The sequence below is a fragment of the Algoriphagus alkaliphilus genome, assembly GCF_900103735.1.
GTDB classification, from domain to species: Bacteria; Bacteroidota; Bacteroidia; order Cytophagales; family Cyclobacteriaceae; genus Algoriphagus; species Algoriphagus alkaliphilus.
The window spans coordinates 1-14013 of record NZ_FMXE01000032.1 but is presented as its reverse complement, the minus strand read 5'-3'; the positions used below and the strand labels follow the sequence as shown (position 1 = coordinate 14013).

Below are 14013 nucleotides of genomic sequence, written 5' to 3'. Positions count from 1 at the left end.
GGAGGAAGGATTACAATGTGTTTTTTCGATATCGGGTGAAAATGTAGTCCTTAAATATTTTTCGTTTGGTTTTTTAAATTCCAATATGAATTAAGCCGACGGAAAACATCAACAGATCCAAAGGTGACCTTCGGTAGTTGTAATCAAATTTCCCGCCGCCTCCGGGTTCTGCTTTATAGGTGGCGTCACCTTTGGTGAGAAAGCGCACCGAATTCCCGGTTTGATAATTGCCTTTCAATTCTAAAAATAAGCCGGAGGAGTTAAGGGGGATTTGCACTCCAGTTCCCACTGAGTAGGACAATGTCCAATTTTCGAAATCTTTGCCGGACTCAATTACTTCATCCGAAACAATAGAATCTCTTATTTTGAACCGAGTGTAAAGGTAGTTTGCCCCGAATTTGGCTTCCATGAAATGCCTAATATTCCCGAGAGGATTCGTTTGATAGCGCATCACTGCCATTCCCGTCAGAATATTGTTATTGCGTCTCAGCCGAAGTTCATCATTGAACCCCTGGTAATAATCTGTTCGCTTTTCCAACTTGCTGCCATAAATTCCATAGCCCAATTCAAATCCAACCTGAATCGGGAAAGTTTGTGCTTCATGAAGGAAAATACCTGAGATCGTAGGGATGAAAAGTCCATTGGTTTCGTCTTTTAATTTTCCTTGGGCAAACCCACCATTGAAATGGCCTCCAGCCGACCAAAATTGGGCATTGGCAGTATATCCAAAAAGCATCAAAAAGAGGGAGAGGGATAGTTTTTTCATACAAAGAATTTTTTCTTTTTACGGAAAAAGAAGCCAAAGTGGTTTTGAATAGTTGGAAAAGGGTCAGTAGCTTTTTGGCTACTAACCCTTGGTTTTGCTTTGCTCCAAAAACTCTAAAAATCCAATCAATCCAATCACTCTGACATTTTTTGCTAATGGATAATTTTCATCTTTTGGTACGATGACATGAAGAAGTGGGATTTCGAGATCTTGCATTGCTATATAGGTCCCTTTTGTCAAGACTGGAGCAGAACTGAATTTGATCTCTGCTGCGGCAAGCCATCGGTTATTTCTTCGGATTAGCAGATCGATTTCGGCGCCGTCATGAGTTCTATAATAATACATTTCATCATCCGATAAGAGTACGGAGGAGACTTGTGCAATCACAAATGACTCCCAAGATGAACCCAAAATCAGATTTCCGAAAACAGAATCTCTATTGAATATGCCCAATAGATAGTGCAACATACCTGTATCTCTGTAATAAAGTTTAGGTGCTTTAACCAATCTTTTTTTGGGATTCACTGCCCATGGGTATAATTCTCTTATTAAAAATGCTTCTACAAAGAAGCTGAGGTAGGTTTTAACGGTTGGGATGCTTAAACCTAGGGATTTTGCATATGTTGAGTAGTTTAAAATTCCACCGTTTGATGAAGCAATCATCATTAGGAATTGGCGAGTTACTTTAGAATTGGCAGGTAGTCCATATTGAGGCAAATCACGATGGATATAACTTGAGACAAAATTTCGATACCAATTGCTCTTAGATTTTGCATTGGAATAAAGAAATACCTCAGGAAATCCCCCAAAAATCCACAGATCTTCCCAAGATTCGGTTCGATCGATTTCTAGAAGAGACAGCGGCATCATTTCGATATAGGAAATTCTTCCTGCCAAACTTTCAGTACTTTGTCTCAGTAGGGCAGGTGAAGCTGAACCAAGAATTACAAATCTTCCGGGCTTTCTATGAATATCTACCATCGCTCTGATCAGTGGAAATAGGTTTGGCAAATGATGGATTTCATCCAGGATGATGGTTTTGTCCTGATTTTCTTCGAAAAAAAATTCAGGATCATTTAGCCTGTTTAGATCGGAGATTTTTTCCAAATCCAAATAAATCGACTCAGACTGATAAATAGCTGATTTGGCAAGTGTGGTTTTCCCTACTTGTCTTGGTCCAATCAGTCCTGTGACAGGAAACTGATTGATTGATTCATTAAAATCTGATTCTATTTTCCGCTTAAACATCCCCGTAAATCTAAAAATAAATTTTAGATTTACGGGGATAAATATTTTATAAAAATATGATATTCAATTTAATAATTAATTTTGATGTTCTTTTTAATTTTGGATAAATCTTATTCTTAGGTTAATAGGATTTGAGACAGCCTCGACAATTTTGCAAACTATTGAAAATCAGATCTACCAGGTTTCCAATAAAAAAATCTCTTACGCTTGATTTTTGTAAGGGATTTCATATTCGAAATAAATAGACTCAAATCAAACGTTTTTCGGCTCCGGGTGAACGTAAGGAGCGCGATATGGCCTGCGAAGTCTTGCTGTGGCTTCGGGATCGTTAAGTACTGTCATGGTTTTGGGGTCATAGCGAAGGGCTCGACCACCAAGATCCATGGAGATATTGGCTAGAATACAAGAAGCAGTTGAAATATGGCCGTCTTCCACATCAGCAATTGGTAAGGTGTCTTTATCAATGGACTCAAGCCAGTCTTGCATATGAATTCGGGTGGCAGGGGCGGCGTTAAGCTCGATTCGTTCTTCCGTCAGATCTTCCGGATATTTCTCCCGCTCAAAGAAGCATTCGAAATGTACTTTTTCTTCATTAGTGTCATAAGGAATGTAATCTGCCTGCATGGTGCTTCCCGCCAACATTCCTTTTTCTCCAAATAGTTTGAAAGACCAAGGGTATTCCGGATCCGGCGCGTTGCCCCATGTGCGGTGTTGCCAGACCACACTCAGTTCAGGGAATTCAAAAATCGCTGTTTGAGTGTCAGAAATATTGGATTTCCCTTCCTTTTGGACGTAGATGCCTCCGGTCGAGGTGATCTGGGTTGGCCAGCCGAGGTTCAGCATCCAGCGAACGGTGTCGAGCATGTGCACACACATGTCACCGGTGATACCATTGCCATATTCGATGAATGTTCTCCACCAGCGGATGTGAGGTAGACCATCATAAGGTCTCAGCGGTGCCGGTCCGGTCCAAAGCTCATAATTCAGAAAGTCCGGAACGGGTTCGATGGGTGGATTCCCATTGGCGCGCATGTGAAAATAGCAGCAGACTTCTGCATGGCTGATTTTGCCCAGCTTTCCGGTGTCGATGATTTGTTTTTTGGCATCGATGAGGTGTGGGGTACTCTTGCGTTGGGTGCCGATTTGTACCTTTTTGTTGTACTTGCGGGCTGCGGCAAGGATTGCCTCTCCTTCGATCACATCGACTGAAATTGGCTTTTGCAGATAAACGTGTGCGCCAGACTTCAGTGCATCGATGGCTTGGAGTGCATGCCAGTGATCCGGTGAACCGATAAGCACGAGGTCACATTTATGTTTCTTGAGAAGTTCCCGGTAATCCTCGAAAAGCTCCGGGACTTTCTTTGATTTTTGTCTTTGGGAGACAAGCTCTCCAGCAGCGGTGAGGAGGTTTTTGTCTACATCGCAGAGGGCGACCACTTCTACATCGGCCACTTGGATCAGGCGGAAAAGGTCGGACTTGCCATACCAGCCTGTGCCGATTAAGGAGACTTTAAGCGGGCCTTCACGGTCTTTGAAGTCCATTCCAAACAAGCCAAAACTGGCCAAGGTCATCATGGCTGTGGAGCCTTTCAAAAAGTCACGTCGATTTACTTGATTCATAGGTTTTTGGGTTAAGAGGTAATGTTGATCAACAATTTACAAAAAGGGTGGACAGATGCAAATCGGGATGGGATGGGAGGCTAAAGTTGGAAGGTGGGAAGGTTGAAAAGTTGGAAGGTTCTTTCTTGTTTTAGAAATGACCGAAATTTATAAATGACTACCCTTAACTCTTTTCCAAATTCTCCAAGTCGTCCAGGTCTTTCGATCTTTTTGACGCGTTTTTCGCTGCTATCAAATCATTTTTATGCAGTGTGCATTCAAAAATTCCCGGAAATCCTCCTGAAAAATATTTCCCGTTACTCCCTTTTTTTGATTTGAAAGAAAGTTTTGTCCATCCTTGGCGGATTATTTAAATCATACCCGTAGGCAATGCTGTTTAGGTACTGGTGAATTCTGAGACGCTCCTGCCAAGTGAGTTTTTGGTGTTCCTTTCCGTAGTTTACCTGTTCTGAAGCATTTCTGGCTTGGAATGCAGTTCGGTCCAGGCGGTATTTTTTTGGAGAATCACTCATGAAAATCAAGTTATGAATTTGAGGTTAGAAATAATAAATCCGAAATCCGAAATCCCAGATCTGAAATCAGAATTTCACCCCAAATCGTTCACCCAACTCAGTCAAATCCTTCACCACGGGATCCAGTAATGGAATTCCGGCTGTTCTTCGGATTGCCTCCAATTCCCGCTCCGGGTCACCAGGAATTAACACTCTTTCGTTTCCTGGAGTTGGAGTTGCCGAGCGAAACCGAGTGATCCAATTGTCCATGTGGGATTTGAATTCATCAGCCGGTCGGAATGCATCCACACGCATTGCGCCGAAAAAGTGACCAATTCCTTCACCTACCAAGTTTGGCAAAGGGTCAAGAAATGCAACAAATGGAGGAACCCAAGGGCCATAATTGGCACCTGAAAGTACCGCAGAGAAAATATCCACAATAGCACCCAATGCATAGCCTTTGTGCGAACCGTGTTCCCGATCTCCTCCAAGAGGAAGCAAAGCTCCACCGTCTTTTACACCGTTAGCAGAGGTGGTTGGACTGCCGTCTTTGTCCTGCACCCAGCCGGTTGGAGTATCGAGACCTTTACGTTGCAGGATTTCCAGTTTTCCATTGGCAGCAGTGGTGGTTGCCATGTCGGCGACAAATGGAGGTTGGTCTTTTGCCGGAATAGCCACAGCGATCGGATTGGTGCCAAGCAGTCTTTCTCTGGAAAATGTAGGGGAAACAAGCGGACTGGCATTTGTTAAGGAAATCCCGATCATGTCATGTTCCAAAGCCAACATCGCATGATAGCCGGCGATTCCATAGTGATTTGAACCTTTCACTGAAACCCAGCCAGTGCCTACATTCTTTGCTTTTTCAATGGCGACTTTCATCGCAAATGGAGCAACGACCAATCCCAAGCCGCTGTCTCCATCGACTACCGCAGTGGAGGGTGTTTCATATGCGATGTGAACATTCGGGGTAGCATTGATTCTTCCTTTTTCCCACAATCTTACATAACCAGAAAGTCTCGCAACACCATGGCTGTCCACACCACGAAGATCTGCGGAAAGCAAAACCTCCGTACCAATCCTGGCATCTGCCTGAGGACAGCCGATTTTGGTCAGCATTTCGAATGTGAAGTGGTATAATTGATTGTAAGAGTAGGTTTGCATAAACTAGGAGTCGTAAATTCTGAAAATCGGCTAAAGATAAGTATTCAGGTAAACTTTAGCGATTGATTTTTGGCTCGAAAACTCCCTTAAAAAGTCAGGATTGTCTAGGGAATTTCCTTTTTTAGCCTAGAGCCCATCGGAAGGATAAAGCAATTGACAGGAGGGTTAAACCGTAGTTTCTCCTGAAAGTAATCTGGCTACGGCTCCTTCTTTCAAAGAATAATGAGAGCAGACAATAGCCTCAACTGGAATGTATCGAAGGATAAATTCAATGAGGTAACTGGCGACAACAATCATGTCGACACGCATTGCAATCATTCCGGGGATTTTCAGTCGCTCTTCTCTGTTTTTGGTTTTGAGCATTTCAAAAATACATTCAAAGTCAACGGTAGGGAGTTCAAACACATGCTGACCGGTCAATTTGCACTGAAGCATCGATTCGAAATAGATATCCGTCAGTGTATCAAAAGTACCGGAGGCACCGACTAAAGCCGTTGGCTTAAAGTTTTCAATTGCTTCAATCACTGGCTGAAGTTTTTCCTTGCAGTAAGATTCCAGTTTTTCCACCTCGTCCTGCAGTATGGGATCGTGATAGTGGAAAGCATCCAAAAGGCGTTGTCCTCCAATTTCAAAGCTTCTTTTCCAAAATACCTCTCGGGAAGTTCCTATGATGAATTCAACAGAACCACCCCCGATGTCCATCATTAATGTAGTTTGACCATTGAGCGAACCGGAAAGGTTGATTCCTTCATAAATAAGTTGGGCTTCTTGCTCTCCGGATATCACGTTGATATGAATTCCAAGATCAGCCTTGACTTTGGATACAAACTCGGATCCGTTTTCGGCGTTTCTTACCGCGCTGGTTGCAAAAGCAAAAACCTGATCGATGTGTTCTCCGTCGATCAGGTTTTTGAAGTGTTTTAGGGTATGAAAGGCTCTTTTTTGAGCGTCAGGGGCAATTTGATTTTGGCTAATTCCGCCTTGGCCGAGTTTGACAGCAATTTTTTCCTTGTAAATAGTCTTAAAGCCTACTCCATTCAGTTCCACCAATAACAAATGAAATGTATTGGTTCCCATGTCAATCAAAGCTGCTTTCCGGGTACTCATTTTACTGCCAAAATTTTGGATGGGCGAATATAGAATTTTTTTTAAAAGTTCGGGTGAGGATTTGAAAAGTACAGTGTTATGGTTTTCTGAACTTCAACTTTCAACCGATGAAGGAAGCTGAATTTTTCCAATCCAATCAAGGGGCTATATTTGGATGGTAATAAAATCAGAGAAATGACAGAATCGAATAAACCCATTTATACTTTGCCGGGAAATGCTGAAAAGCTTGAGCTTTTACAGAAGAAAAACGCGGAAGCTTTAGAAGGAGGAGGAAGAGCGCGGATTGCCTCCCAGCATAAAAAAGGAAAATTGACTGCGCGGGAGCGGGTAGATCTGTTGATGGACGAGGGGACTTTTGAAGAAATCGACAAATTTGTAATGCATCGCTCTAAGGATTTTGGTCTGGACAAAGAACATTATTTAGGTGATGGGGTAATCACAGGATATGGGGAAGTCAATGGTCGATTAGTTTATGTTTTTTCTCAAGACTTCACGGTTTTTGGAGGTTCGCTTTCAGAAACTCATGCGGAGAAAATCTGTAAAATCATGGATATGGCCATGAAAAATGGAGCTCCCGTGATAGGCTTGAATGACTCCGGAGGAGCGAGAATTCAAGAGGGAGTAAACTCATTGGGAGGCTACGCGGATATTTTTTACAGGAACACGAGAGCTTCAGGGGTAATTCCCCAGATTTCTGCAATTATGGGACCTTGCGCGGGAGGGGCTGTTTATTCTCCTGCGATCACAGATTTTATCCTGATGGTAGAAAATACCTCCTACATGTTTGTCACCGGACCAAATGTGGTGAAAACTGTAACTCAGGAAACAGTTACTGCCGAAGAACTTGGTGGAGCGTCAGCGCATAGCACAAAGTCGGGTGTGACACATTTTGCCTGTGCCAACGAACTTGAGGCAATCAGGCATATCAAACGCCTGCTGAGTTATATTCCCCAAAATTGCGAGGATCATGCCCCTGTTTATCCTTATGAATTGAAAAAGGACGAGGGAAGAAAAGTGCTGAATACACTGATTCCTGAAAACCCAAACCAACCCTATGACATGCGGGACGCGATTCGTGGAATCGTGGATGAGGAATCATTTCTGGAAGTTCATGAAAACTATGCGGATAACATTGTTGTTGGATTTGCCAGAATTGCAGGAAGAAGTATAGGCATCGTAGGGAATCAGCCGCAATCCATGGCGGGAGTTTTGGATAATCACGCTTCTGTGAAGGCAGCTCGATTTGTTAGATTCTGCGACAGTTTCAATGTCCCCTTGTTAGTTTTGGTAGATGTGCCGGGCTTTTTGCCGGGAACTGATCAGGAATGGAACGGGATCATCACCAACGGTGCTAAATTGCTTTATGCCTTTTCGGAAGCGACAGTTCCGAGAATCACCGTGATTACCAGAAAAGCATATGGAGGTGCGTATGACGTGATGAACTCCAAACATATCGGAGCAGATATGAACTACGCTTGGCCGACAGCTGAGATTGCAGTGATGGGAGCTAAAGGTGCGGCAGAGATTATTTTCAAAAAAGAAATTGCGGAAGCATCTGATCCAGAGGGGAAGCTTCAGGAAAAGGTAGACGAGTACACTGCCAAGTTTGCCAATCCTTATCGGGCCGCACATCGGGGATTTATCGATGAAGTAATATTGCCATCAGATACTCGAACTAAACTGATCAAGGCTTTCAAAATGCTGGAAAATAAGGTTGATAAGCTGCCTAGGAAAAAGCATGGGAATATTCCATTGTAGTCCATGGATTATAGACCATGGTCCATAGAGCGTTAACTCTTAATTTTAAGTATGGCATTTAAATTTGAAAATCTTCAGGTTTGGCAGAAAGCCATGGATCTAAATGATCTTACATTCGAGATTTCGAAGGAATTTCCAATAGAAGAGAGGTATAATCTTACATCTCAAATTAGAAGAGCAATTGATTCAGTTTCTCTAAATATTGCCGAAGGTAGCACCAGCCAAACTAACCCCGAATTTGCTAGATTTTTGGGTTATTCTATTCGATCTGTTGTTGAAGTAGTCTGCGCCTTATTTATTGCAAAAAGGAGAAATTATCTTTCGAACGAGATCTTTCAAGAAGCCTATTCTAAGAGTGAAGAGTTAGTGAAAATGATTCAAAGTCTAAAAAACCATCTTAAGTAAACTTTAAAATTCGGGAATCCATGGACTATGGTCCATGGACTGCTAAACTGAAAACACATGAACCCACTCCACTTCCTCACCACCTACCTCAACAACGCTTCCCCCACCGGCTTCGAAGCATCAGGCCAGCAGATTTGGTTGGATTACATCCGGCCTTTTGTGGATACCTATTTTACCGATAATTATGGGACGGCAGTTGGTGTCATCAATCCTGAGGCAGAATTCAAAGTAGTGATCGAGGCGCACGCTGATGAAATAAGCTGGTTTGTAAACTACATCAAAGATGACGGCTACATCTATGTTCGCCGAAACGGAGGATCTGACCACATGATAGCGCCATCTATGCGGGTGAATATTCATACAGATAAAGGAGTTATTCCAGGGGTTTTTGGTTGGCCCGCTATTCATGTTCGGAAAGAAGGAAAAGAGGATGCGCCAACTTTGGATAATATTTTCATCGATGTAGGAGCTCGCTCCAAAGCCGAAGTGGAGGAAATGGGAATTCACGTAGGCTGCGTGATTACTTTCCAGGATGAATTGATAGAACTCAACGGGAAATTCTGGTCCGGTAGAGCTTTGGACAACCGAATCGGAGGATACATGATTGCCCAAGTTGCCCGCAGAATCAAAGAAGCAGGAGTCCAACTGCCATTTGGGCTTTACATCGTAAATGCAGTGCAAGAGGAAATCGGACTTCGTGGTGCTGAAATGATTGCCAAACGAATTAAACCTAATTTGGCTATCATCACAGACGTCTGCCATGATACCACAGCACCTCTATATAATAAGGTGTCGAGCGGAGATCAAACCGCAGGCAAAGGTCCTGTTTTGACTTACGGAGCATCAGTCCACAAGAAATTACTCGATTTGATTATTTCTAAAGCCAAAGAAAAAGCCATTCCATTCCAGCGAGCAGCTGCATCTCGGGTCACAGGTACGGATACCGATGCGTTTGCTTATTCCAATGAAGGCGTACCCTCAGCTTTGATCTCACTTCCTTTGAAATACATGCACACCACAGTGGAGACTGCAAGTAAGGAGGACATCGAGCAGGTGATCAATTTGATGTATGAGTTCTTGTTGGATTTTGACCCGAAATTTGATTTTAAGTACATTAAATAAGTCCACTGACTACTGACCACGGTCGACAGCTGTGGTCTTTGGACTGTCGACCGGGGACCAATTATGCATTTCACAGACCATCTTTCCCGTACTATTTTTCTTTCAAAGCCACCCGAGCGGATTATTTCCCTCGTTCCATCCCAGACTGAATTATTGGTGGATTTGGGTTTGGAGGAAAAGATCGTCGGTGTGACCAAGTTCTGTGTTCATCCTTCTCGCTTGAGAAAGTCAAAGAAAATCATAGGCGGCACTAAAAATTATCGGCTCGAAGTCATTGATGCCTTAAAGCCAGATCTGATTATAGGCAACAAGGAAGAAAATGATCAAACGGGAATCGAGTCTTTGGCAGAGAACTATCCAGTTTGGATGAGCGATATTTTCGATTTTAAAGATTCCTTAAGAATAATTTCAGACATAGGCGAAATCACTGGAACACAATCCCAGGCCACTGAAATCATTTCGAAAATCGAATCTTCTTTTGCTAAAACCATTCCATTCAAAGGAACATGTGTTTACCTGATTTGGGAAAACCCAAAGATGGCTGCTGGAAAAAACACTTTTATCGATGCTATGCTCTCTGTCGCAGGATTTAAAAATCTGATTCAGGCAGTGCGATACCCCGAGCTTTCGGAGGAAATGCTAGTCAAGCTTAATCCTGATTATTTGCTTTTGAGTTCAGAGCCCTTTCCATTTAAGGAAAAGCATCAGAATACTTTTCGGAAGCTTTTACCAAAATCTAAGATCCAATTGGTAGATGGAGAGCTTTTTTCGTGGTACGGAAGTCGATTACTTCATGCCTCCGATTATTTTAAAAGATTATAGGCTAAGGAGGCGGAAGTGTTTGATCTCCACTCGTAAAAATTAAACTTACTAGAAGGTACTTTTTTAAAAAATTCAATTAACTTTTGAGCTCTAACATTAAACCTATTGTATTCAAATGAAGGATAATCGAAGGAGCTTTCTAAAAAAGCTCGGCTTGACTACCGGTGCGGCGGCTTTGTCACCGTCCATTTTGGCAGAAACTAATACCAATAATCAGGAATTTCTCAATCGCTCAGAAGATTATTCGGCGGATCAACCCATTAGATTGGCTTTGATTGGTGCCGGGATAATGGGTACAGAGGATACCAATACGGCACTGCGTCATGCGAATGTGTCTTTGGTTGCTGTTTGTGACTTGTACGATGGACGACTAGCAAGTGCCAAACAAAAGTGGGGAGACCATCTTTTTACCACTAAGGATCATAAGGAAATCCTGAAAAGAGCGGATGTAGATGCCTTAATCATTGGGACGCCTGATTCCTGGCACAAGCAAATCTCCATTGATGCATTGAATGCCGGGAAGCATGTGTATTGCGAAAAGCCAATGGTTCACTCTGTAAAAGAAGGAGCCGAGGTAATCGAAGCCTGGAAAAAGTCTGGCAAAGTGATGGTCGTAGGATCTCAGGGGATTTCATCATTGGGAAATGAAAAAGCGAAAGAATTATTGGCTGCCGGAGTAATTGGAGATTTGGTTTATGCAGAAGGGTTTTGGGCAAGGCATTCTCCGGAAGGAGCATGGCAATACAATGTGCCTGCAGATGGGAATGAGAAAACAGTCGATTGGAAGCGATACATTTCAAATACCAAAGCCAGAGATTGGGATCCATTGCGATTTTTCCGTTGGAGAAATTACCTGGATTATGGTACCGGTATGTCAGGAGATCTTTTTGTCCATCTTTTTTCGAGTTTACACTTTATCACCAATTCTAAAGGTCCGAATAAAGTGTCATCCATGGGAGGATTGAGATATTGGAAAGATGGACGTGAAGTTCCGGATGTGTTATTGGGGATGTTTGACTACCCCGATAGCCCTGAGCATGCTGGCTTTAATCTTTCACTGAGATGTAATTTCGTGGATGGGACCAGCGGTACTACTTATTTGAGAATCGTTGGGACAAAGGGTTCTATGGATGTAAAATGGGAAGAGGTGGTGGTTAAGTTGAATAACAATGCTGAAAGTGATGATCCGTTTATGAAAGAGCAGGCAAAACTTCGGTCAGCGTCAGGGGAAGAAGAAAGGGCGAAAATTCTTCCTCCTCGTGAAACATCTTACGCAGCCGAAAGAACTTGGAAAGGTGCACATTACGATCACTTTGGAAATTGGTTTAAAGCAATTCGAACAGGAGGAACTGTTGTCGAAGATCCTATATTTGGATTCAGAGCTGCGGCACCAGCGTTATTATGTAATGACAGCTACTTCCAGGATAAGTTTATTAAGTGGGATCCAATAAATATGAAATTGATATAAGACTATGAAGAAAAGTAAAATAATATGGATGGCTTTGCTCTCCCTTGCATGGGCTTGTGGCCCCAAGGAGACCGAAGAAACTACTGAAGTGGTGGAGGAAGTTGTTGTTCTTGACAATTCGCTCTCGGAAGAGGAAAAAGCTGGCGGCTGGTTCCTTCTTTTTGACGGCACATCTATGGAAGGTTGGCGCGCTTTTAATGGAGATACTACTCCTCCAAACTGGATTATCGAGGATGGAGCGATGAAAGGACTTGGCGCAACCGGTGGAGAGGACTTCGGAGGAGACATTGTATTTGGCCCGATGGAATTCGAGCAGTTTGAAATGGAGTTCACCTGGAAGATTTCATCCGGTGGTAACAGTGGAGTATTCTACCACGTTGTGGAAGGTCCAAAATACAAAGCTCCCTATTATACTGGACCGGAATACCAAGTGATAGATCAGATTGGTTTTCCGCAGCCATTGGAGAAATGGCAATCATTGGCAGGCGACTATGCCATGTATGAACCGGATTACGAGGGGGTCGTTAAGCCAGCAGGAGAATGGAATACTTCAAAAATCATTTTCTCTGAAGCTGGGGCCAGCTATTGGCTAAATGGGAAAAAGACGGTAGAATTTATTCCTTATTCTGAAGATTGGACAACCAGAAGAAATTCCGGTAAATGGAATGATTTTCCTGATTATAAGATTGCGAAAAAAGGACTGATTGCGTTGCAGGATCATGGTGATCCTGTTTGGTTTAAAAATATTAAAATAAGACCCCTATGAAAAAAGTACTAATACTTGGGCTTTTGCTTCTCGTAGCTCAGGCTTCAATTGCTCAAAAGAAGAAGAAATTATTTAACGGCAAAGACCTTACGGGTTGGGTCATCTACGGTACTGAAAAGTGGTATGTAGAGGATGGGCTGTTAATTTCCGAGAGTGGGCCGGATAAAGGATATGGTTATTTAGGTACTGAGGAAAATTTTGATGACTTCGAGATCAATCTTCAATTCAAGCAGGAAGCCAACGGAAATAGCGGGGTTTTTATCCGTTCCACTGTGGATGGCACCAAAGTTTCTGGCTGGCAAGTGGAAGTAGCACCTCCGGGCAATGATACGGGGGGCATATATGAATCCTATGGAAGAGGGTGGTTGGTTAAGCCCGAGCCTGAAAAGGATAAAGCTTTGAAATTTGGAGAATGGAACAAAATGAAAATCGTTGTGAAAGGGGATAATGTCACTTCCTATTTGAATGGCGTAGAGATGGTCAACTTCACCGATGCTAAAATTGGGGAAGGAAAAGGAGGAGTTTTGCTCCAGATCCATGATGGTGGAGGAATTAAAGTTTATTGGAGAAAAATTGTATTGAAGAAGTTGTAAGAAACGAAAACACTCCAAATTGAGGCCTTGAGATTTTAATTCTCAAGGCTTTTTTATTTGTTGGATATTTTTCTTAATCATTTCCAGCGACTTATGTAATTGGGCGATTTTTTTCAAGGTTTGGTATTGTTGTGGTAAAAAAAAGGGAGATATTTGCACTCCCAATCGAGGCAAACGGCTTTGGGCAGTGGAGGAAAAAAGAGAGGGGTAATTGAAGATGTCGGAGTTTGACATCAGGGATTCTCAAATTTATTTTCGAGGAGTAGTTGAAAAAGTAAAAAAGCTGGTTACCTTTGCATCCCTGTTCGGAAGGAACGGGAATAAAAGAGGATCGGATAAAGGAAAAGAGAGCTGAGAGGCTGTTTTTTGACAATCCTGCCGAATGAGGCTGGGTAAGTTCTTTGAAATGTTGTAAGAGAGAGAAGAAAGCCTGAGAAAAAGGGCAGGAAGTTGCTGGGATGCTTTAGGGTGCTCAGTGATTGACACTAATGATAAATTACAATGGAGAGTTTGATCCTGGCTCAGGATGAACGCTAGCGGCAGGCCTAATACATGCAAGTCGAGCGGCAAGTCGAGGAGTAATCTAAGACCTAGAGCGGCGCACGGGTGCGTAACGCGTATGCAACCTACCTCATACAGGGGGATAGCCCGGAGAAATCTGGATTAATACCCCATGGCACGTTACA

At 42.8% G+C, this 14013-nt stretch carries 13 protein-coding genes and 1 rRNA gene; 8 read left to right on the top strand and 6 right to left on the bottom strand.

What is annotated here, in order from left to right; genetic code table 11:
• Positions 1-73 precede the first annotated feature (73 nt).
• The 6 genes from BLQ81_RS17720 to BLQ81_RS17695 form a co-directional block, all read right to left on the bottom strand.
• The gene (locus BLQ81_RS17720; RefSeq protein WP_092732972.1) at positions 74-766 is read right to left on the bottom strand and encodes a hypothetical protein; all 693 of its coding nucleotides are present in this window, start codon (positions 764-766) and stop codon (positions 74-76) included.
• 81 nt (positions 767-847) lie between these two features.
• Positions 848-2014, bottom strand: coding sequence for an ATP-binding protein (locus BLQ81_RS17715; RefSeq protein WP_092732969.1), 1167 nt, complete (start codon positions 2012-2014; stop codon positions 848-850).
• 252 nt (positions 2015-2266) lie between these two features.
• Positions 2267-3634: a Gfo/Idh/MocA family protein gene (locus BLQ81_RS17710; protein WP_092732966.1), complete on the bottom strand. Its 1368-nt coding sequence runs from the start codon at positions 3632-3634 to the stop codon at positions 2267-2269.
• A 296-nt stretch (positions 3635-3930) separates the two neighbouring features.
• On the bottom strand, positions 3931-4146 hold the full coding sequence (locus BLQ81_RS17705) for a hypothetical protein (protein WP_092732964.1): 216 nt from the start codon (positions 4144-4146) through the stop codon (positions 3931-3933).
• Between the two features lie 66 nt (positions 4147-4212).
• Entirely contained in the window at positions 4213-5286 is a 1074-nt protein-coding gene (locus tag BLQ81_RS17700) for an Ldh family oxidoreductase (RefSeq protein WP_092732961.1), read from the bottom strand.
• Positions 5287-5451: 165 nt separating this feature from the next.
• The gene (locus BLQ81_RS17695) at positions 5452-6393 is read right to left on the bottom strand and encodes a Ppx/GppA phosphatase family protein (RefSeq protein ID WP_092732958.1); all 942 of its coding nucleotides are present in this window, start codon (positions 6391-6393) and stop codon (positions 5452-5454) included.
• Positions 6394-6567: 174 nt separating this feature from the next.
• On the opposite strand from BLQ81_RS17695, the gene BLQ81_RS17690 reads away from it, so the two are divergent.
• The 8 genes from BLQ81_RS17690 to BLQ81_RS17655 form a co-directional block, all read left to right on the top strand.
• Positions 6568-8151: an acyl-CoA carboxylase subunit beta gene (locus BLQ81_RS17690; protein ID WP_092733073.1), complete on the top strand. Its 1584-nt coding sequence runs from the start codon at positions 6568-6570 to the stop codon at positions 8149-8151.
• 51 nt (positions 8152-8202) lie between these two features.
• Complete coding sequence (locus tag BLQ81_RS17685) at positions 8203-8556, top strand: four helix bundle protein (RefSeq protein ID WP_092732955.1); 354 nt, start codon at positions 8203-8205, stop codon at positions 8554-8556.
• Between the two features lie 57 nt (positions 8557-8613).
• Positions 8614-9678: a M20/M25/M40 family metallo-hydrolase gene (locus tag BLQ81_RS17680; RefSeq protein ID WP_092732952.1), complete on the top strand. Its 1065-nt coding sequence runs from the start codon at positions 8614-8616 to the stop codon at positions 9676-9678.
• A 63-nt stretch (positions 9679-9741) separates the two neighbouring features.
• A complete protein-coding gene (locus BLQ81_RS17675; RefSeq protein WP_092732949.1) occupies positions 9742-10500 on the top strand; it encodes a helical backbone metal receptor in 759 nt (252 codons plus the stop codon).
• A gap of 115 nt (positions 10501-10615) precedes the next feature.
• Positions 10616-11968 carry a Gfo/Idh/MocA family protein gene (locus tag BLQ81_RS17670; protein ID WP_092732946.1) on the top strand — a complete coding sequence of 451 codons (1353 nt, stop codon included), beginning with the start codon at positions 10616-10618 and terminating at the stop codon, positions 11966-11968.
• Between the two features lie 4 nt (positions 11969-11972).
• Positions 11973-12734: a 3-keto-disaccharide hydrolase gene (locus BLQ81_RS17665; RefSeq protein ID WP_092732943.1), complete on the top strand. Its 762-nt coding sequence runs from the start codon at positions 11973-11975 to the stop codon at positions 12732-12734.
• Positions 12731-13327: a 3-keto-disaccharide hydrolase gene (locus BLQ81_RS17660; RefSeq protein ID WP_092732940.1), complete on the top strand. Its 597-nt coding sequence runs from the start codon at positions 12731-12733 to the stop codon at positions 13325-13327. Before BLQ81_RS17665 ends, BLQ81_RS17660 begins: the two co-directional genes overlap by 4 nt.
• A gap of 498 nt (positions 13328-13825) precedes the next feature.
• Positions 13826-14013, top strand: a 16S ribosomal RNA gene (locus tag BLQ81_RS17655); the annotation flags it as partial.

Excerpts from the sequence above, each read along its gene's own strand:
- BLQ81_RS17720 (WP_092732972.1), bottom strand. The coding sequence starts at position 766 with ATGAAAAAACTATCCCTCTCCCTCTTTTTGATGCTTTTTGGATATACT.
- BLQ81_RS17715 (WP_092732969.1), bottom strand. The coding sequence starts at position 2,014 with ATGTTTAAGCGGAAAATAGAATCAGATTTTAATGAATCAATCAATCAG.
- BLQ81_RS17710 (WP_092732966.1), bottom strand. The coding sequence starts at position 3,634 with ATGAATCAAGTAAATCGACGTGACTTTTTGAAAGGCTCCACAGCCATG.
- BLQ81_RS17705 (WP_092732964.1), bottom strand. The coding sequence starts at position 4,146 with ATGAGTGATTCTCCAAAAAAATACCGCCTGGACCGAACTGCATTCCAA.
- BLQ81_RS17700 (WP_092732961.1), bottom strand. The coding sequence starts at position 5,286 with ATGCAAACCTACTCTTACAATCAATTATACCACTTCACATTCGAAATG.
- BLQ81_RS17695 (WP_092732958.1), bottom strand. The coding sequence starts at position 6,393 with ATGAGTACCCGGAAAGCAGCTTTGATTGACATGGGAACCAATACATTT.
- BLQ81_RS17690 (WP_092733073.1), top strand. The coding sequence starts at position 6,568 with ATGACAGAATCGAATAAACCCATTTATACTTTGCCGGGAAATGCTGAA.
- BLQ81_RS17685 (WP_092732955.1), top strand. The coding sequence starts at position 8,203 with ATGGCATTTAAATTTGAAAATCTTCAGGTTTGGCAGAAAGCCATGGAT.
- BLQ81_RS17680 (WP_092732952.1), top strand. The coding sequence starts at position 8,614 with ATGAACCCACTCCACTTCCTCACCACCTACCTCAACAACGCTTCCCCC.
- BLQ81_RS17675 (WP_092732949.1), top strand. The coding sequence starts at position 9,742 with ATGCATTTCACAGACCATCTTTCCCGTACTATTTTTCTTTCAAAGCCA.
- BLQ81_RS17670 (WP_092732946.1), top strand. The coding sequence starts at position 10,616 with ATGAAGGATAATCGAAGGAGCTTTCTAAAAAAGCTCGGCTTGACTACC.
- BLQ81_RS17665 (WP_092732943.1), top strand. The coding sequence starts at position 11,973 with ATGAAGAAAAGTAAAATAATATGGATGGCTTTGCTCTCCCTTGCATGG.
- BLQ81_RS17660 (WP_092732940.1), top strand. The coding sequence starts at position 12,731 with ATGAAAAAAGTACTAATACTTGGGCTTTTGCTTCTCGTAGCTCAGGCT.